Annotated in this window: 15 protein-coding genes and 2 pseudogenes; 11 read left to right on the top strand and 6 right to left on the bottom strand. The window is 60.3% G+C overall.

All coding sequences use genetic code 11. The features are described from left to right. Positions 1–771: 771 nt before the first annotated feature. Both R8871_RS35850 and R8871_RS35845 read right to left on the bottom strand, forming a co-directional pair. On the bottom strand, positions 772–1,122 hold the full coding sequence (locus R8871_RS35850; protein ID WP_175054644.1) for a hypothetical protein: 351 nt from the start codon (positions 1,120–1,122) through the stop codon (positions 772–774). A 418-nt stretch (positions 1,123–1,540) separates the two neighbouring features. Continuing rightward, a complete protein-coding gene (locus R8871_RS35845) occupies positions 1,541–2,155 on the bottom strand; it encodes a TetR/AcrR family transcriptional regulator (protein WP_175054643.1) in 615 nt (204 codons plus the stop codon). 117 nt (positions 2,156–2,272) lie between these two features. Between R8871_RS35845 and R8871_RS35840 the strand changes: the two genes are divergently transcribed. From R8871_RS35840 to R8871_RS35830, 3 genes are all read left to right on the top strand, one after another. Next, positions 2,273–3,247, top strand: a complete 975-nt coding sequence (locus R8871_RS35840; protein WP_175054642.1) for an SDR family NAD(P)-dependent oxidoreductase — start codon at positions 2,273–2,275, stop codon at positions 3,245–3,247. Between the two features lie 161 nt (positions 3,248–3,408). Beyond that, positions 3,409–4,155, top strand: a complete 747-nt coding sequence (locus R8871_RS35835; protein ID WP_175054641.1) for an SDR family oxidoreductase — start codon at positions 3,409–3,411, stop codon at positions 4,153–4,155. Between the two features lie 197 nt (positions 4,156–4,352). Next, entirely contained in the window at positions 4,353–4,781 is a 429-nt protein-coding gene (locus R8871_RS35830; RefSeq protein ID WP_175054640.1) for a RidA family protein, read from the top strand. Between the two features lie 126 nt (positions 4,782–4,907). Here R8871_RS35830 and R8871_RS35825 read toward each other — a convergent pair whose 3' ends face one another. Beyond that, positions 4,908–5,654 carry an SDR family NAD(P)-dependent oxidoreductase gene (locus R8871_RS35825; RefSeq protein ID WP_175054698.1) on the bottom strand — a complete coding sequence of 249 codons (747 nt, stop codon included), beginning with the start codon at positions 5,652–5,654 and terminating at the stop codon, positions 4,908–4,910. 835 nt (positions 5,655–6,489) lie between these two features. Further along, positions 6,490–6,969 carry a cupin domain-containing protein gene (locus R8871_RS35820; protein ID WP_217468936.1) on the bottom strand — a complete coding sequence of 160 codons (480 nt, stop codon included), beginning with the start codon at positions 6,967–6,969 and terminating at the stop codon, positions 6,490–6,492. A gap of 283 nt (positions 6,970–7,252) precedes the next feature. On the opposite strand from R8871_RS35820, the gene R8871_RS35815 reads away from it, so the two are divergent. From R8871_RS35815 to R8871_RS35805, 3 genes and pseudogenes are all read left to right on the top strand, one after another. Further along, a complete protein-coding gene (locus R8871_RS35815) occupies positions 7,253–7,840 on the top strand; it encodes a TetR/AcrR family transcriptional regulator (RefSeq protein WP_175054638.1) in 588 nt (195 codons plus the stop codon). A gap of 81 nt (positions 7,841–7,921) precedes the next feature. Beyond that, positions 7,922–8,032: pseudogene (locus tag R8871_RS38770) on the top strand (SDR family oxidoreductase); the annotation flags it as partial. A gap of 426 nt (positions 8,033–8,458) precedes the next feature. Then, the gene (locus R8871_RS35805; protein WP_175054637.1) at positions 8,459–9,010 is read left to right on the top strand and encodes a hypothetical protein; all 552 of its coding nucleotides are present in this window, start codon (positions 8,459–8,461) and stop codon (positions 9,008–9,010) included. 522 nt (positions 9,011–9,532) lie between these two features. Here R8871_RS35805 and R8871_RS38605 read toward each other — a convergent pair. After that, positions 9,533–9,799 (bottom strand): annotated as a pseudogene (locus tag R8871_RS38605) (rhomboid family intramembrane serine protease); the annotation flags it as partial. Between the two features lie 701 nt (positions 9,800–10,500). On the opposite strand from R8871_RS38605, the gene R8871_RS35795 reads away from it, so the two are divergent. Further along, positions 10,501–10,746: a helix-turn-helix transcriptional regulator gene (locus R8871_RS35795; RefSeq protein ID WP_175054636.1), complete on the top strand. Its 246-nt coding sequence runs from the start codon at positions 10,501–10,503 to the stop codon at positions 10,744–10,746. Here the strand turns inward: R8871_RS35795 and R8871_RS35790 are convergent. Continuing rightward, complete coding sequence (locus R8871_RS35790; RefSeq protein ID WP_175054635.1) at positions 10,703–12,004, bottom strand: tyrosine-type recombinase/integrase; 1,302 nt, start codon at positions 12,002–12,004, stop codon at positions 10,703–10,705. The two genes, R8871_RS35795 and R8871_RS35790, sit on opposite strands and share 44 nt — an antisense overlap. Before the next feature lie 739 nt (positions 12,005–12,743). Between R8871_RS35790 and R8871_RS35785 the strand changes: the two genes are divergently transcribed. The 4 genes from R8871_RS35785 (at position 12,744) to R8871_RS35770 (ending at position 18,143) form a co-directional block, all read left to right on the top strand. After that, positions 12,744–13,481 (top strand): response regulator transcription factor, encoded by a 738-nt coding sequence (locus R8871_RS35785; RefSeq protein WP_175054634.1) that lies wholly within the window; start codon positions 12,744–12,746, stop codon positions 13,479–13,481. After that, on the top strand, positions 13,478–14,932 hold the full coding sequence (locus R8871_RS35780; protein WP_175054633.1) for a FecR family protein: 1,455 nt from the start codon (positions 13,478–13,480) through the stop codon (positions 14,930–14,932). The genes R8871_RS35785 and R8871_RS35780 overlap by 4 nt, the downstream gene beginning before the upstream one ends. A 66-nt stretch (positions 14,933–14,998) precedes the next feature. Continuing rightward, positions 14,999–17,512, top strand: a complete 2,514-nt coding sequence (locus tag R8871_RS35775; RefSeq protein ID WP_175054632.1) for a CHASE2 domain-containing protein — start codon at positions 14,999–15,001, stop codon at positions 17,510–17,512. Positions 17,513–17,546: 34 nt separating this feature from the next. Next, on the top strand, positions 17,547–18,143 hold the full coding sequence (locus R8871_RS35770) for a DUF4136 domain-containing protein (protein WP_246287995.1): 597 nt from the start codon (positions 17,547–17,549) through the stop codon (positions 18,141–18,143). Positions 18,144–18,164 lie beyond the last annotated feature (21 nt).

Genomic DNA, 18,164 nt, shown 5'->3' with positions numbered 1-18,164 from the left:
GATAACGTCAAAACAAGGTGTTTAGTATGGAGTTTTCGCTTTCGATCCGGTTCGACTGTCTCCTACAGATCGATCACGGTAGTTCAGTGCCGGACGGTGAACGCCGCCGGAACGTACTGCTAGCCAAAACAAATTCACAACGCGCTAGGGTATGCACCGGGCGGCATCATTGAGGTCTACGATTTGAAGCAAAGGCTTCGCTGCATCATCAAAGCGAACAAAGTGTATAAGATCAAATTCGGCGATATTCCGGAGGAGGTCTGGCGTGGCGAAACGTTCTCCAGTGCCGAGGAATTTCGGGAGGTTCATATTCGGTGCATGACCATTTCGAATTGGTAACTCTGCATTTTGAATTGATCGAGGTCGTAGCGCGTGAAGTCGTGGACTAATGCCAAGAGTGAGAGGCCTGGAAGATCGTCGGTGGTCCTGCTAAATGAAGCCGTGATTTTTGACTGCTGAGCGTCCGTTTCGGAGAACCGAAAATGGCAGCAGTGGGTCGATCCTGAGCTGGTCATCATCCGGTTCAGCGCGACCACAACCTGCCGCTCACGTATCGTCGGGAGGGAAGTATGCACGAGCAATTTCTAGCAAAACTTAGTAAAGACATGAGCAATCATTTCGCCGCAGGTAGGCGAAGTAACTTGATCGATATATCGCCAAGCGTTAACGGAGAAGGCTCATGGCCGGCTCTCTGCTCGCTTACGATCGTCGGCCTGTTGAGGCCTATTGCGGGGTTGTCTCTCTGGCAATGCGGCAGAGATTGCACGGTCCCTAGTTTGGCCTCAACTCGTCTTCGCAGGCCGCATAGATCCTGCGGACAATCGACGACCGGTAGTCCAGCCGCCAGCCATCGGTGAAGAGTTGCGCAAGCGAATCTGAATCCGCGAACCCCGGCAACCTGGCAAAGTCCAGTGCTACCTTTTCCGATAGGGTGCCAAGATACGGCCGGTCCTGCCAGTTGGCTCTGGCTCCATTGCCTTTGAGCCAAATGTTTAGCAATTCCACAGCATGGTCGGTTCGCAGCCAGCCGCCTGTCCGCGCTTGTGCAACCAGTTGCCCCACCACCAGATAGCAGAGCAGTTCGGCACGGGCTTCGTCGTCAAGGTTGCTTGAATCGGTCATCTCTCGTTTGGTGCAGAGCTGGATGGGTGCAGAGCCAACAGTCTATGGCATTGGGTCGAGCCGTAGATCGGCGATTTCCATCAGATGAGCACGCGCGAGCGGCGACTGCGGAACAGTCGGCTAATGCATTGCGGTGGAGTCTTGTGTTGTCGGGTGCCACCAATAATGAAAAATGCGTCGTTGAAGGTAAGGCGATTTTTCAGCAAGAGTGGCGTCGAGCAACCAGCACGTGCCAAGGAAAATGAAATATCCGTCCCGCACTGCCGCAGTAAGTGAAAAAACTGTTGTGTTCCCATCGGCGCGCTTGGAGTCGATTGACCACGTCGCCACCTTGTTCATCAGACGACGAAACGCCCGGATCCGCCGCTCATGTCAGTTGTCGTGATCGTCTCTCAATGAATTTTCTTCCAATGACCCGTCAGACGCGTCGCGGCAGGAGCGCCAAGTCGGCCGCTTCCTCGGCATCGTTGAGGAGCGTCTTGCGCGGCACTCCTAGCTGCGCACGCATGGTTAGCCCACGCGCTAAATCCGTGACTTGGGTTGCGCGCGCGGCGACGGGAAAGTCAGATGGGATTTCTCCCGCGCTGATAGCGTCCCGGAAACGACCTTCCACCAGCGCGGTGCCACCAGCGGCCGCGTTCTGCAGGAACTGCCGGACCTCAGGGTCGTCCACAAGCGGCGCGACGCAAATCAGAAGGCAGCCCCGGGCGGACCCTTTCTCGGTCGCACTTTCGACGGCGTACCTCAGAAAGCCCGTGATCGAGTCGCGAAGACTCTGTGGTGAGAGGAGTGCCTTCGCGGCTGATGCGCCTTTCCGTTCTGCGTACGCCTTAAGGACCCGCAAGAATATCGCCCGCTTGTCCCCAAAGACGGCATACAGGCTCGGCCGTCCCACACCCATCCCGGCGACGAGATCGTCAATCGTCACTCCGTCGTAGCCTTTCGACCAGAACACCTGAGTCGCCTTTTCCAGCGCCCCTGTCTCGTCGAAGCTGCGCGGTCGGCCCCTCGGTCTAGCAGCATTTTGAATCATTTGGTTCAAAAATCCTTGACACTCGTCATTGCATCAATATATAACTGAATGGTTCGAAATTAGCAAGTCGTCCGTGGCCTCACGACTCGACCTTTCCCCTTTACCACTGAGACGCCCATGGAACATTCAATCGTGCTCGTCACCGGTGCCACCTCCGGGCTCGGTTATGCGGCTGCCCGCACACTTGCCGGAGAGGGCTGGCGCGAGATCATCGTCACTGGCCGTAGCCTGGCTCGGGCCCAGGAAACGGCCGCTCAACTCGCAGCGGAAACTAAAAGACAGGTCTTCACGCCGCTGGAGCTGGAGTTGGACACGCCGGCCAGCGTCCAGTCCGCGCTCGCCGAACTCGTCAAGCGAGGTCGGCCGATCGATTTCCTGCTGCTCAATGCAGGGATGGTTCCTGGCAAGGCGCGCGTGATCACTGCGGCGGGCGTCGAGGCGTCTCAGGCCCCGCTCATCGGTCATCATCAATTGACTGTCGGGTTGCTCCGCGCCGACCTGCTGAGCCCCAACGCGCGGATTGTCATCACCAGCGCGGAGCCTGCCCGAGGGGGCGTACCCATGTTCAAGTACACCGACGTGGACGCACTCGCTGCCAAATACCACCATAGCGACCTGACCGCTGCTATGGAAGCCCTGATTCGCAACGGGCCGAACGTGAAGTACGTGCCTAACAATGCGTATGCCGACGCGAAGCTCTTCGTCGCTTGGTGGGTCGCAGCGTTGGCGCGGCGGCTACCCTCTGGCATGGCCGTGTACGCTGTCTCGCCCGGTGCGGCGACTGCGACCAACGTTTCGCGACAGGCTAGCCTGGCCGTGAAGTATCTGTTTATCCCGATCGCGAACCTCATTCCCGGCATGAATCAGACGCCGGAGACGGCAGCGGGCCGGTATATCCAGGCCTCGAAGTTCGGAACCGAGGTCTCAGGGCAATTCTTCGCCTCCGCTCAAGGGAAGTTCTCAGGCCCAATTGAGGCGCAGCTACACCCACACCTCCTCGATGGCGCGAATCAAGAAGCCGCGTGGCAGGCCGTCGTCAACGTCTCTGGCGTCAACTGGTCGTACGCGGAATCCTTGCGCGCGGTGTCCTGAAGGTGCGCCGGTCGCGGCGAAATGGTCGCAGTTGTCAGAATCAGCGGGAGATTGCGTAGTTACATGATCGCCCACGGGCCATATGGTATTTTTAAATGAATAGTAGTGCAAAGTAGCTAAGTATCGGCAAAGTAACCCTAACCCTCTCAAGGAGAACACATATGAACCGGTACCAAGATAAAAAGGTGGTGATTATCGGCGGCACGAGCGGCATAGGGCTCGCGACAGCGAAGATGCTCATCGACGGGGGCGCGCGCGTTCTGGTGACCGGCCGCTCGCAGGAGGGCTTGGAGTCGGCGCAGCAAGAGCTTGGGGACGGCGCGATCGTGGTTTCGAGCGACGCGCGGTCGCTAACCGACATCGACGCCCTCGCCGCTCAGGTGAAGACCGAGTTCGACACCATCGACCTGCTTTTCGTCAACGCCGGGTTCAGCATTCCAACGCCTCTCGGGAGCGTGACGGAAGCCATCTATGACGAGATGTTCAACCTGAACGCCAAGGGCCCCTTTTTCGCGGTCCAGAAGTTCGCGTCGCTGATCAATCGGGGAGGCTCCGTCGTCCTCACGACCTCCGTCGCCAACGTAAAGGGACTGCCGGGCCAAGCCACCTACGGAGCCGCCAAGGCTGCGCTGCGATCACTCGCTCGGACGCTTGCCGTCGAGCTGCTTCCTCGCGCAATTCGCGTCAACGCGGTGACGCCCGGCCCCATCGACACGCCGATCCTCAACAAAGTGTTTCCCGATAAAGCCGTGGTCGCCCAGGTTAGGGAGAAGACGATCGGCATGATTCCGATGAAGCGCTTCGGCACGTCGGAGGAAATTGCGAAGGCGGTCCTCTACCTCGGGTTCGATGCGACCTTCACGACAGGCATGGAACTTCCAGTCGATGGCGGTTGGTCGCAACTCTGAAGGCGGTACGCGGGTACGGCCCTGATCTTTTAGATCGCGCGCTCGGGCGATTCCCTGGTCCGAGCGGCAAGCGATGATCGAGCGAAGTGGGAAGCTGCCTGTGAAGCGGCAGTGCGAGCTATTTGGACTGAACCGGACCGGCGTTTACTACCAGCCGCGTCCGGTGTCGCGGGGCACATCCCTTACAGGAGAGAAAGATGTCATCAGAACCACAGAAAGCCGCTGCGGCACCGGTAACCCATCATAACCCTTCCTTTCTATGGGACATGTCTGCGGGAGGGTTCGCGCAGATCAGCGTGGCAGAACCGGGCCGCTTGGCATTCCTGTCAGGCCAGGTCGCAGGCGCCCCCAATGGGGAGCACATGCCGCCGGATCTCACCTCACAAGCACACATCGTCGCAGCTAACCTCAAGATGGCGCTGACCGAATTGGGCGCCTCGGCAAACGATGTCGTGATGGTCCGGCTCTACGTTGTTAACGCGACGACCGGTCGCTTCCAACAGGCGCTCACGGCACTTCGGGATACGTTCAGCGGCGGCAAGCCGAGCATCACCACGATCGGCGTGCAGGCGCTGTATACGCCGGACTATCAACTTGAGGTCGAGATGGTCGTCCGAGTACCTTGAACTTCAGTTCCGTGAATCCTCCCTCCATCTCGACCACGCGCGTGATCTTGACGTTGCCGACTTTCCAGCGATTGATTTCGTCGGCCATAACGGCTCCTTCTGTTTGTTGTTCAGTCGGCGGCAGGTTTAGACAGCCGTTAGCCCGCCATCGACCGCGAGGTCGATGCCGGCGACGAAACTGCTTTCATCCGAGGCAAGAAACAGCGCCGCGGCGGCGATCTCTTCCGGTCGGCCGAGTCGGTTGAGCGGGGTCATCGTAGTGATCTGCTTACGGGCTTCGGCGGCGGCGTCGTGCGAGGGGTATTGATCGTTGAACATCGGCGTTTCAACGGCGCCGGGGCTTATCACGTTAGTCCTGATCTTCCGATCCTTGAGTTCGTTTGTCCAAGCCCGGGCGAACGAACGGATCGCCGCTTTGCTGGCGCTGTAAGTGCTGCGGCCCGGCATGCCTTTGTTCTTGCCGGCAGACGCCACGAGGATGATGGAAGCCCCATCATTCAAGTGGGGTAGCGCCTTTTGAACGGTGAAATAAGTACCGCGTGCGTTAGTGTTGAAGGTCTTTTCGAAATGCTCGGGCGTTGCTCCGGGGGTCATTGCCTTTTCGACAAAGGCCGCGCCGGCGAAGATCACATCGATCTTGCCCTTCTTCGCGACGGTCGCGTAGAGACGGTCGAGGTCATCGAGCTTGGAGATGTCGGTCTTTACGCCGGTGACGTTTGCGCCGATCTCCGCGACGGCCTTGTCGAGTTCGGCCTGGCGGCGGCCGGCGATAAACACGTGGGCGCCCTCTTCAACGAACCTTCTGGCGGTCGCGAGGCCGATGCCGCTGGTGCCGCCGGTGACTACGGCAATCTTGTTTTTCAGTTGAGGCATGTTGTTTCCTTCTTCGTTGGGGTGCAGCGCCGGTGGGTTGTTCGATGGTTCCTTGTTACTGAGGTCTCTGCGCGACCGTGCGCGCCAATTTAAGGGCGCATCCCCGACCCTGGCGCCGAGTCGATATGCCGTTTCATTCGCGGCCGAGATAATGCCCTGTGTCAGCGTGGACTGGCCGTCACCGATGCACGCCGAATCGGCGGCGACCGTAGCGGCGGCAATACCCTCCGCATCGAGGATAGGAAGGGAGGCCGCACCCGAACGATCGGGGCCGAAACCGGCATCGTTGAAGAAAACAAGGCGTGGCTTGAAGGATCGCGCAAATGGCGCAGCACTTCTGCCGCCATGACTACCGCTCGCCACGACCAAGCCTGCATCTTCGGCGTTACCCTGAGAGATGGAGTCTATGCAGAGGACGCCGTCGATAAAGGTGCGTGCCACCGCCGGCGCCTCCACATCTGCATGAGGCCAAGGCGCGGCTTTCAAAAGCTCTGCTGCTTGTGCGACGGTTTGGCCGCTCTCTACACCACAATTGGCCGCAATCTTGTTGACGCGACTGATGATGCCGCGCTTGAACATGTCTCCGGCGTCGCCGGCGCAGGCAGTGCCGGTCGCAACTGCCGCCATAGCCATGCCATGTTGTTCGGCCCAAGGCAGACCTCGGACCCCCGCCTCATCTCGACCGATGCCGCAGTCATGATGAATGGCGCGCGAGCGCCGGCTTTGGCTGAAAAATAGGCCGCGTAAATCGTGGCGTTCGAGCCGCCAATGACGATGGCACCGTTGGCTTCTGGAGGGAGCTTTGTCACCCCATCAAACACCAGGACGGGGACGCTCATGCCGCGGCCCCCGCGCGTTCGGCCCCGAGCACCACGAGAACGACTACGAAGTGCGCGGCGGAGCGGTTGCGCCACTCGTGAAAGTTACCGTTTTGCACGATGACATCACCCGGCTTGAGGTGAACCTCCATCAACTGGCCGTCTTCGTCGGGGTAAGCCATGACCCCCTCACCGCTGATCACGATCACGAGGTCGATGCTGTCGGTGCGGTGCATCCCACCGCCCGATTTGCCAGGAGTCATGTTGTGGCCCGTCCCGAGGTCGAGCATGGCAAGAAGCGGTCCAAGGTCCGGCGCCTGGTTGCCCGTCTCCGGAGGCAATGATTGGACGTCGATGCGCAGGGCACCTTTCGGGCCGAAAAGCCCCTTTTGCTGGTACTCGCCGAGCACCTGCTCGGCTGCAAGCGGCAGTTTTGGAAGCTGATCGAACCCCCAGATATTGGTCGGAAGAAGGTTCGGCGCGGTCGTGTCGAACAATTCACTCACCTGGACTGCAACGCCCGACTTTCTTTCGGCGGTCACTATTCTGCGTATTTTCATTTTGCATAGTCCCCTTCGGAAGTTTTTGCAGCGACGCGCCGCCTGCTCAGACGGCGACACGACGTTCTATAGCGGACGCTATACTATCTGGACGGGAAGGGTCAAGAGTTTTATACTAGTCGCTATACAATCGCTCGCGGAGCACGCCTAGCGTCATGGCGCTAATTGGAGTGACGAGAGCCGCCGCTTACAGCACAACGAGGGAGTTAGACGGAATTCGATGGGACGGCCACGCGAATTTGATATCGAGAAGGCGCTAGATACTGCGGGTGAATTGTTTTGGCGCAAGGGATACGAGGGAACGTCGCTCTCAGACTTGACGGGAGCCATCGGGATCACGCCGCCGAGCTTCTATTTCGCCTTCAAGAGTAAAGAAGCGCTTTTCAAACAGGTGGTTGACCGCTACCAATGTGGGCAGCAGCTTAATTTCTTTTCGGAGGCCCTCAACCAGGCGACGCCTTTGGCCGTTGCGGAGCGGGTGCTTTACGGGCTGGCCGACTCCTATACGTCAAAACAACATCCTCCCGGATGTCTCGTGCTGAACTGCAGCTTGCCCTGTTCCGACGAAACGGAAGGCTCTGTCCGGCATGACCTGGCCGAACTAAGGAAGGCGAGCCGGATCGAGTTGCGAAAGCGGTTTAAGCGGTTCAAATCCAGCGGCGCACTCCCTGCCGATGCCGATCCGGACGACCTTGCCAGGTATGTCTTCACGATTGCATGGGGCATGGCGGTGGAAGCGCAATCGGGGGCGAGCCGGGATGATCTTCATCGGATGGTGAAACTGGCGCTAAAGTCATGGCCGGCGTGAGGGCGTCTTGCGATTTCGGTTAGGCTGGCGCAAAGCAGCAGGCCGCGGCCGACTATGCAGTCAATGCCTTCGCGTTGAAGCTTGGCGCGCCCCGAGGAGATCGCCTCCGCAGCTTTATTCCTCGCCTCCGATCAGAGCAGCTACGTCGCCGGCATCGACCTGCCGGCCGATGGCGGCCTGACGGCTGTCTAGACTGAACAGGACTTTGCCGTACCCGACCTCCGCATCCCACTACACGCATAAGGTCCGCCGCCGGAATTTTTCACTAACCGTGTCAGCAGTTTTTCACTTACCTGGCACAGTTTTCACTTTCTGTGTCACCCGACATGTGTGATACAGATTTCCTACAGCAGTGGTCGCAACCCATTTCAAAAAAATCAGCCCTGGGCCGTTCACTCTTTGAACCTACGTCCATTCCAATAATGCTTGGCAACTAGTTTGGTCCGCATAACGGTCTTCGGGGCCGTTGGCGTTCCGGGGCGATTCTCCTGATAAATGCATATAACTCGCAACGGCGGAGATTGAGTCTCCCTCAGGATCGCCACCATTATTATTTTTTCTGCGAAATCGTTTTTTTGACAAGCCAGTCATGAAACACTAGATAAGGTATTGCTTTGGATGGTTGTCACCACAACTGTTTCTGGTGTGCTTCTATCGGCGGTACAACTGGTTGCTGCTTACAAGCTAGCATCGGCCGCATCTTCGAAGGATATGGGATCCCAAGGTGGCAGCGTTGATCTGGAAGTTGGAAAGATTTCCGTCAAGTCTTCTGTCACTGGGCTATTAATTCTTGCGGTCTCATTTGCCTTTTTTATTGTATTTGTTAATTCAGTTTATTCTTTAAAGAATAGATTTCTTGACCCAGCGATTCCGGCTGCCGACGGGGCTGAAAAAGAACTAACCTCAAGCAGCGGATTGAGTTCAACGGGCGCTGTGAATCCTCAAGATGTATCAAATGCGCGCCGATTGGCACCGGGCGGGCTGGGACCATCGCCCCCTATGATGGATAAAGCGTTGGCTCCAGGCGGACTCGGATTGCCTCCACCGGCAACCAAAGAAAAGATCGCAGGACAAGTCCGCACTCAACGCGAAGTTGGGAATACTCCGCGTGCCAATACAGTCGATAAGCAGACGACCTGTCTAAATGGGCCGAACCGGAATCATCCCTGAGCACTTGCTGCGCGGGAGTGTGAGCGCAAAAGCTGCGACTACGCAATAGTCAGCTGATGCTCTAACAGAGCAAATATCGCGGGCTACAGATTTGCTACAGCAATGGTAGCAATCCATATCTGACAGGCCTTGCACCTGTCATTCCACCCCCTGAACTATGGGGCGGAAACGCTTACAAGATTATTCGCGAAGGACGAGCAAGCGATTAAGAAGAAACGCGCGTCACTGCATCGCACCGCTCAACTCTGGGATCAATCTGGCAACATCTTGCGATTGATGCTAGGAGAGCAGTCATTCGCTCAGTTGCGATCCGATGGAAGCCCAACGTCGGCTACGGCCGAACTTCAGCCATCTGAACTTACCAGTCAATGCGGTGCTTTTCATCTGCTTCGCGATGACGACGATCGTCGTCCACGCGAAGATACTGACTGGTGGTCGCTGGGGACGCAGGCTTTGTCGCGACAGTCGCGCGGCGATGATGCCGCCAATCGCGCCACCAAGATGGCTTGGCCACGATACGCCCGGGTAGAGGGGCAGCGCGCCAAGCAGCATACTCAGTTCGTAGCTACTGGCCACGAATAGGGCGACGAGAATCGAGATGATGCCGCGCGTGCAAACACCGCGTGCGACGAGATACCCTGCGTATCCGAACACTACGCCGCTCGCGCCGATGTGCACAGAATATGGTGCGCCCAGCAGCCGTGCACACAATCCCGCGCCGAGGATGGCGCCGGCGGTCGCCTGCCAGAAATTCGCAATGCGCGGCCACATCGTGAGCCAGCCGAGCACCAGCAGCCCGCCTGTGTTGGCGGTGATGTGCCACAGCCCGGCGTGCAGCCACGGCGCAACAGGATGCCCTTCAGGCCGCTCAGCGTGCGCGGGACAACGTCATGCCGATTCAGATGCAGGAAAGGCATTGAAACCGACAGGAAGAACGTCGCCCAAATGGAGCCGACAAAGACGGCGAGCAGCACGACCCGAACCTTGAACTGGTCGACGGACGAACCCGCGGCTCGCGATGGGGCGAATGAAACACCGGGTTGCGACATGTCCGATTCTCCAAAGTGGCATCGGCGGTTTAGGACCCGCAGATATCGATCTGCGCACGCAACGCACGGCATGTTAAGTGGGGAACGGGAGTTCATACCCCTGACGCGCTGCGTGGGCTAGATATCCATTGAACCTGAAATGGAAAGAATCGTGCTTGAAGGCGCAGGATGACGATGATTTTCGTCTCAGCCTCATTTGGTAAAGGACTACCGCGGAACTCTGAGGAAAGCCTACGTCCGATCGATATACCAATGAACGCAATTTTATTCCTGGGAGCGTATTTGCGGCGTTCGAGGTTGCCCATTAGATTTAGACGTGCGCTCTCCCACCGCGGCACGTGTGAGGTGTTATCGATACCTCATCAATTCGCCGGTTGTTCCTCATCTAAACGGCGCAACGGGGATGGGGAGGACGCATAACGTACGAAAGGTGAAGTCGCAATGAAAATTTGTTTTTCTCTGAAAGAGGTGGCAGAGGCGCTCTCACTGTCGCCGACGACCGTACAGAAACTGGTGCGCGAGAAAACGTTTCCCGAACCGCGGCTACTGTCGGGCCGGAGGGTAGGGTGGCTTGCGCGCGAGGTTCAGGAGTGGGCTGACGCGCGTCCGATTGCCGATCTCCTGCCGCCAGAGAATACAGGCGTTAGGAAGCGGCCAGTTCCTCAAGGCGGGCGGCCAGCTTCGTAAGCCACTCTCGCTTTTCGGCATCGTAGGTATAAAGGTTGTAGACCCCCACGATGCCCGGCTTGATGTGTCCAATTATCTCTTCGGCTACCTCGTTCGCACATCCCATCGCGCCGAGCATCGTGCGCGCGGTGCGGCGAAGATCGTGTGGCGTCCATCCCGTCACAGGGATTGGACGTTCAGTCACCAGCTTGTTGTTTCCCTTCCAGTAGGGTTGGCAGCGGGCAATGATCTGCCCGACACTCGCTTGAGTAATGCCTTTGCGCGACTTGGCCGGGCGGCGTCCCGATTTCGGCGCAGCGTAAGGAAATAAATGGCCGGCGCCGTAAATCGCCCATCGCCGCCGGACGATCAGCTCAGCCCGACCGACGAGCGGTACGCGATGCGCAGTCGCGCGTTCTATGCGCTTGTTTTTCGTCTTTGCCTTCGGAATGGTCCACCAGAAACCATCCGTCTCTTCGCTCAACTCGACGCCCTGCATGGCGACAATCTCGTTGCCGCGTTGTCCTGTCCATAGATAGAGTTGCACCGCATCCGCTACATCCTCTTCAAGCACCTGTACCCACGGAACGAGAGCAGTGATCTCGGGACCAGTCAGTACACGCTTGTCTGTGACACGCTCACCGTTGCGACTGCGGCCCTTGCTGCGCAGTCGTCCGCGCATGATCTGGCGCCACCAGTTTGGGGTATTTTCGGGAAGCCGGCCGGCATCGAGCGCGTAGTCCCATGCCGCGCCAAGTTCCATCTTGATGCGGTTCGCATAGGTTGGGCGATCTCGCAACCCTTCCAGCAGGTCGAAGGCCATCTTGCGAGTGACGCTTTCAGGAAGCTTGTCCAGAATCGGTTCGATGGGGCTGCCAAGTGCGTATCGAGTATTTGTCTGCACTGCAGGGCTAGCGTTGTGCTCGACGTGTCCAGCTAGATAATCGGCGACGAGGCACCGAACGGTATATGCACCTAGACCATGTTTGACGTCCGGTGCGGCGACGTGCTCCCTGGCCCGGCGTCGTGCAAGGGCGGGATCTTCGCCGGTATCACGGATGCCTCGTTTTGTCTCCCACTGAACGACTGCGGCGGCGAGAGGCATTGCTGGCCAGTCCCCGAGCTTGATTTGTCGCATGTTACCGTCGAGGGGCGATCGGTATCGGTACGTCCAGGTGCGTCGCGTCGCCGTCGCTTCAAGTCGTAAGCCGGGGAAGTCGTCGAACGCTATATGTTGTTGCGGCTGGAGGAGCTTGGCCCGTCTGGCGTCGAACTTCATCTTGGGTCTGATGTCGGTTTCCGGACTACTTTGGTTGCAAAAAAACCTACGCTAAATGTTACGCTGGCCGCGAAGTTTTGCAACGCGACAGCGCACGTCGCCATTACGTCGATTGATCCGATTGTTGTTTTAAGTGATTGTTTTTAAAGTTGTTTTTGTGGTGTCTATGTGTTTCGATGTATATCTGCAATCGCATCCTTAAACCGGTTTGACAATTCTTAAACGATTTATTTTGAGACTGTTCCTATACTGACTCGCAAATTGTCAAATCGCTGTTTCCTGAACGCCGGGGGGCACAGCCCGATAGGACAAAAGGCAGACGGGGCCAATCACCGTGCGAGCGAGACCAGCCGACTCGAATAGCGACCCATTGAGGTCGATATCAATAACAGGCAGAGCCTGAGAGAGACGTTGGGGAAAATCCCATAGAGCGGCCCGCAGTGGCCGAGCCGGGCCGGATAGCCGCATAAGAGCATCCGGAAAAAAGAACGGCCGTTTTCGATTATGATGATCTGCCCCCTCGGTAATCAGCGCGCTAAAGCCAAAAATACGCGCTAATTTCGAGACAATGGGGCGGCAGAACTGAACAGGGCGCGAGGCAAAGGACCGTTAATCGAAAAAGAGTGCAGCCGAGGATGAAAACAGGAAGCTGGATCGTCGGTGTTCGCACCGCCATCCCGGCCATCTGCCGGCTCACCGGCCAACAGTTACGAAGGACGATGTCGCGTTGCGGGGTTTTATGAGAATTGCAGTCCTGGATGACGATTCGGCTCAGGCCGATCTAGTTTGCCAAACGCTGTCGGCGGCCGGCCACGTCTGTCATGCTTTCGGCGCGGGCCGTGAACTGGTGCGGCAGCTGCGGCGCCAGACCTTCGACCTGCTCGTGCTCGACTGGAACGTGCCCGACATGTCGGGCGAAGAGGTGCTGCGCTGGGTGCGCGAAAGCCTCTCCGAGCGCTTGCCGGTTCTGTTCATGACGAGCCGCGGCCGCGAAACCGATATCACTTCGATCCTCAACACTGGCGCGGACGATTACGTCGTCAAACCGGTCTCTGGTGCGGTCCTGCTGGCGCGTGTCGGCTCCTTGCTGCGCCGGGCGTATCACCTCAAGCCGCCTGCGACGAAAGAAGTCTTCGGCGAATTCGAATTCGATCTGGGCGCAAAGCACGTGGTGGTGCGCGGCGCGGCCGTCGCCGTGACGCAGAAGGAGTTCGAGCTCGCGCTGCTGCTGTTCCAGCACCTGAGCCGGCCGCTCTCTCGCGCGCACATTCTCGATGTGATCTGGAAGCAGGCAACGGACATTCCGTCGCGCACGATGGACACGCACGTGTCGATGCTGCGCAGCAAGCTCGGCTTGCGTCCGGAGCATGGCTATCGTCTGACGCCGATCTACGGCTATGGGTACCGGCTCGAACGGATCGAATCCGGCTCGCCGCCCGTGGCGACCGAAGAGCGCCCCGAAGCGGGGGATGCGTGACGGTTGCTTTCGATGCGGTAGCGCCCGGTTGCGCAAGTTCGACGGGCTGGCGCGCCGGTGCGGCGCTAGCGGTGGCCGGCCTGATTGCAATCACGTGCTTCGCGCCGGTTTCGGCGGATGCACAGTCGCCGCGCGCGCCGAAGCCACGTAGCAAAATGACTGCACCCGTCTATGTGTCCTACGTGACCCACGATGGCGACACCTTGTATGAAATCGCCGGCCGCTATCTGCGCGACTCCGGCGATTGGGCCATGTTGAGCCGCCTGAATCACGTGCCCGCGCCACGCCGTATGCCGGCCGGCATCACGCTGCGTCTGCCGGCCGACAGGCTCAAACAGGACCCCGAGTCGGCGCGCGTGATCGCGACGAGCGGTCCGGCGGAGCATGCTTTCGGCAAGAATCCCTTTACGCCGCTCACCGCGGGCACGACGCTCGGCGAAGGCGACCGCATTCGTACCGGCCATAACGGCTTTGTCACGCTGGAGTTGCCGGACGGCTCGCACATCACGGTGTCGCAGGACGGTGTGCTCGATATCGGCACGCTGCGGCGTACCGTGCTGACCGGTTCGGGCGATCGCGTACTCGATCTGCAGCATGGCGAAGTCGAGAGCCAGGTCACGCACGCCACCAAAAAGGACGACCGCTTCCAGATTCGCTCGCCATCGGTTGTAGCGGGCGTGCGCGGTACGCGCTTCAAGGTCGCCTACGACGGCGACGCACAAACCACGGCGGTGGAAGTGCTGGACGGAGCGGTCGGCGTCGACCCGGCCGCTGTCAATGGCCGGATCTCCGCGCCGTCACCCGGCGTACCGCTGCAGGCGTCGGCGCAACTCGTCAAGGCGCGCTATGGCAGTGTCACGCGGGCGGGTGGCGCGATCGGCGGCCCGGTGGAATTGCTGGCCGCGCCGTCGCTTACCGACCCGGCCAAAGTGCAGGACGGCAAAACGGTCGCGTTCGACCTCGTCCCCGCCGAGCGCGCCGTGGCCTATCGCGTCCAGATTGCGCGCGATGCCGATCAGCTCGACCTGATCCGCGATCTGCGCGTGAACGCGCCGCATGCCGATTTCGGCGATCTGGCCGACGGCACGTATTTCGTGCGCATCGCCGCGATCGACTCGAACGGCCTCGAAGGCCTGCCGCAGGTTTACGGTTTCGAGCGGCGCCAACTGGGTCTGAATGCGTCGGCGGGCCCGCGCGCCGGCAGCCGCGACTACGAGTTCCGCTGGTTCGTCAGCCGCTCCACGGTCGCGACGCGCTTTCGTTTTGTGCTGGCCACGACCGCCGACCTGCGCCACCCGCTCGTCGACAAGACCGATCTGACGGGCGGCCAGATTGTGGTGAGCGACCTGCCGGGCGGCGTCTACTACTGGACGATCGTCGCTGAGCAGTTCGAAAACGGCCGCTTCTACGAGAAGAGCAGCACGGTCCGCTCGTTTACGCTTGCACGCTGACGCTGGTAGATTCACGGGGCCGGGTCAACAACCGACCTGTTCCTTAGCTCTCAACCACGCCACGCCTTGCCGACCACACACACGCGCCTGAGCCTCGACCCGCGCGCCCGTCTCGGACGGCGCGCCGGCCGCCGCTTCCTGCTCGAATGGGTGGCGATCGGCTGCCTGGGCATTGTGGTGATTCTGCTCAGTTCGCTCGGCCGGCTGACCGCCGGCGTCGATCATCTGGTCTATGACCGGTTTCTGAGTTTGCGCGCGCAACCGTTGCTGCGCGATATCGTGGTGCTGGAAATCGACAACGCCAGCATCGCGCAGCTTGGCCGCTGGCCATGGCCGCGCAGCGTCCACGCGAGGCTGCTCGAACAGATTGCGAAGGCGAGGCCCGCCGCCGTGATCTACGACGTGCTGTTTACCGAGGCCAATGCCGAAGACGCCGAGCTCGCCCGCGCGGTCGCCCTGAGTCCCACCTATCTGCCTATGCTGCTGACGCCGCCGGACAGCGCCGGCCAGCGCGTCGCGGTCGAGCCGGTGGCGCCGCTTGCGCGTGCGGCAGCGGGGCTTGGACATATCAACCTTGAAGTCGATAGTGACGGCATCGTGCGCAGCGTTGCGCAGTTCGAGGGCGACGCGAATTCTCGCTGGCCGCAATTGATGGTGCCGGTCGCCCAGGATGTCGAGCGAGGCGCGCTGCAACTGAACGAGCTGCCGCACCGGCCGTCTTCCGGCGAGGCGCCGGCCCAATCCGATGACCATGACGAAGGCGAAGGCCGCTTCCTGATTCCTTTCGGTCCGAACGCGCAGAACTACGCGAAGCTCAGTTTCGCGGATGTGCTCGCCGGCAATGTCCCCGCGGACAAGCTGCGCGGACGCATCGTGCTGATCGGCGTGACTGCATCCGGCTTATATGATCGCTTTGCCACACCGGTGTCCGGTGAGCTGGGCCCGCTGCCCGGTGTCTATATCCACGCGAACGTGCTCGACACGCTGCTGACCGGTCGCGAACTCGAGCCCGCCGGACCCTGGGTGCTGTTTGCGGTGTCGCTGGTGCCGCTCGCCGCGCTGCTGGCAGGCTTTCTGGTGCTGTCGCCGCGACGTTCGTTGCTGTTGACCGTCGCGTTGGGCGCGCTTGCCACCGTCGGCAGCGCGGCAATGCTGTACGGCGCGCGACTGTGGATGTCGCCGGTGCCGGCGATCGCCGGGTTGATCGTGGTGTATCCGATCTGGAACTGGCGGCGCCTCGAAATGACGATGGCTTATCTGCGCGAAGAACTGCAGCGTCTCGCCGACGAGCCGCACCTGCTGCCGGAAACGCCACAGCGCCGCCGCGAGTTTGGCGGCGACGTGCTGGAGCAGCATATGGCGCTGATGGCGCAGGCGGCGCAGCGCGTGCAGGACATGAAGCGCTTCGTATGGGACAGCCTCGACAGCATGCCCGAGCCGATCCTGGTGAGCGACGTGGAAGGCATCGTGCTGATTGCGAACCATGCCGCCAAGGCGCATTTCGCGCGGCTCGGCGCACCGCTGCCTGAAGGCAGCCCGATGCGCACGGTGCTCGGTGGGCTAACGCTGGTCAAGACCATCGACAGCGGCGCGGCGTCGGACGCCGAAAACAATCTCCTCGCCCATGCCCAATGGCCGGCGCTGCTCGATCCCGCGCGCAGCGAGTTCGCCGAGCTGATGGCGCAAGGCGTCGAGGTGCGCGACGCCCACGAGCGCGACCATCTGTTGCGCTATGCGAATTGCACGAACGAGCAAGGTGAGACGACGGGCTGGATCGCGGGCCTCGTCGACGTATCGGCCTTGCACGCGGCCGAGCGTCAACGCGAAGACGCGTTGCGGCTGCTGTCGCACGATATGCGCTCGCCGCAGGCTTCGATTCTGGCGCTGGTGGAGATCGAGCGGGCGCGCAGCGAGCCGGTGCTCGCGCGCGGCCTGCTGGAGCGCATCGAGCGTTATGCGCAACGCGCGCTGACGCTCGCCGACGATTTCGTGCAACTCGCGCGCGCCGAATCGCAGACTTATGTGCTCGAACCGGTGAGCATGACCGAGCTGCTGATCGACGCCAGCGACGAAGTCTGGCCGCAGGCCCACGCCAAGCGCATCGCGCTGCAAACCGATACGGCGGATGCCGACGATGGCCACTGGATCTGCGCCGACCGTTCGCTAATGACGCGTGCGCTCGTCAACATTCTGAACAATGCGGTCAAGTACAGTCCGCCGGATACGCGGATCACGTGCAGCCTGAAGAGCCTCGGCGGTCCCAGCGCCTCAGGCGGTCTGGCGCAGACGGCCGCGCCCGTTGCGGCAAAACGTGTATCGTGCACGATTCGCGACGAAGGCTATGGGATTCCCGAGGAGCAGCAGGCGGGGCTGTTCGAGCGCTTCCGGCGCTTTCACGAGACGGAGCGGCCGGAAGTGGGCGGCGCCGGATTGGGTATGGCGTTCGTCAAAACCGTCGTGACGCGCCATGGCGGCGAGGTCGAGGTGGTCAGCGCGCCGGGCAAGGGGACTGCATTTACGATTTCCCTGCCGGCACTCGACGAAGCGCAAGCCGACGTGTCCACAACGTCGCGCTTATGACTATGAACACTCACCTTATCGAAGCGAGAAGCCGGTGAAAGCGATATTGATCTGTGCCGCGCTGGCCGCGGCGAGTCTGACCGGATGCGCGGGGTTGAACGCCGACGTGCACACAGCGAATCCTTCCGCCGCGCTGCAAGGCGAGCGCACCTATACGATTGCGCGCATGCCGTCGCAGGATGCCAGTGCGGATCATCCGCAATTTGAAACCATGCTGCGCGATGAACTGGCGAAGAACGGCTTTACCGATTCGGCGGGCAAGTCCGCGCACTATTTGCTGTCAATCGCGTATGACACGCGGCCGGCAACGATCGGCGTGGGCGCGACGGACTGCGCACCCGGTGCGTGCGAACGCTCGCCCGAACCGCCGTTTTCGCTATTCGGCGGACGCGCTTATCAGCACGCGCTGACGCTGAGATTTTTCGAGCAGTCGAGCGGACAGGAAGTCTACAAGGTGAGTGCGGCCAGCAGCGATCGCGATGCCGACCCACTGCATGCAATGCCGGTGCTCGTGAAAAGCGCGCTGGCAAAATTTCCGTTCGATGCGCCGCCCGACTGGCGCGTAAAACTGCGGGCCGATCAGGCGGGCGGCGTGCCGGCCGTGGTGTCGGTCAAGCCTCTTCAGCCGTAGCAGTCAGAGGTCTGCGCCCGG

Source organism: Paraburkholderia sediminicola (assembly GCF_902859805.1).
Taxonomy (GTDB): domain Bacteria; phylum Pseudomonadota; class Gammaproteobacteria; order Burkholderiales; family Burkholderiaceae; genus Paraburkholderia; species Paraburkholderia sediminicola.
This window is presented reverse-complemented; position numbering and strand designations above follow the sequence as displayed.

What these genes read in the sequence shown, in the direction of transcription:
- R8871_RS35850 (WP_175054644.1), bottom strand. Translation starts at nt 1,122, where the DNA reads ATGACCGATTCAAGCAACCTTGACGACGAAGCCCGTGCCGAACTGCTC.
- R8871_RS35845 (WP_175054643.1), bottom strand. Translation starts at nt 2,155, where the DNA reads ATGATTCAAAATGCTGCTAGACCGAGGGGCCGACCGCGCAGCTTCGAC.
- R8871_RS35840 (WP_175054642.1), top strand. Translation starts at nt 2,273, where the DNA reads ATGGAACATTCAATCGTGCTCGTCACCGGTGCCACCTCCGGGCTCGGT.
- R8871_RS35835 (WP_175054641.1), top strand. Translation starts at nt 3,409, where the DNA reads ATGAACCGGTACCAAGATAAAAAGGTGGTGATTATCGGCGGCACGAGC.
- R8871_RS35830 (WP_175054640.1), top strand. Translation starts at nt 4,353, where the DNA reads ATGTCATCAGAACCACAGAAAGCCGCTGCGGCACCGGTAACCCATCAT.
- R8871_RS35825 (WP_175054698.1), bottom strand. Translation starts at nt 5,654, where the DNA reads ATGCCTCAACTGAAAAACAAGATTGCCGTAGTCACCGGCGGCACCAGC.
- R8871_RS35815 (WP_175054638.1), top strand. Translation starts at nt 7,253, where the DNA reads ATGGGACGGCCACGCGAATTTGATATCGAGAAGGCGCTAGATACTGCG.
- R8871_RS35805 (WP_175054637.1), top strand. Translation starts at nt 8,459, where the DNA reads ATGGTTGTCACCACAACTGTTTCTGGTGTGCTTCTATCGGCGGTACAA.
- R8871_RS35795 (WP_175054636.1), top strand. Translation starts at nt 10,501, where the DNA reads ATGAAAATTTGTTTTTCTCTGAAAGAGGTGGCAGAGGCGCTCTCACTG.
- R8871_RS35790 (WP_175054635.1), bottom strand. Translation starts at nt 12,004, where the DNA reads ATGAAGTTCGACGCCAGACGGGCCAAGCTCCTCCAGCCGCAACAACAT.
- R8871_RS35785 (WP_175054634.1), top strand. Translation starts at nt 12,744, where the DNA reads ATGAGAATTGCAGTCCTGGATGACGATTCGGCTCAGGCCGATCTAGTT.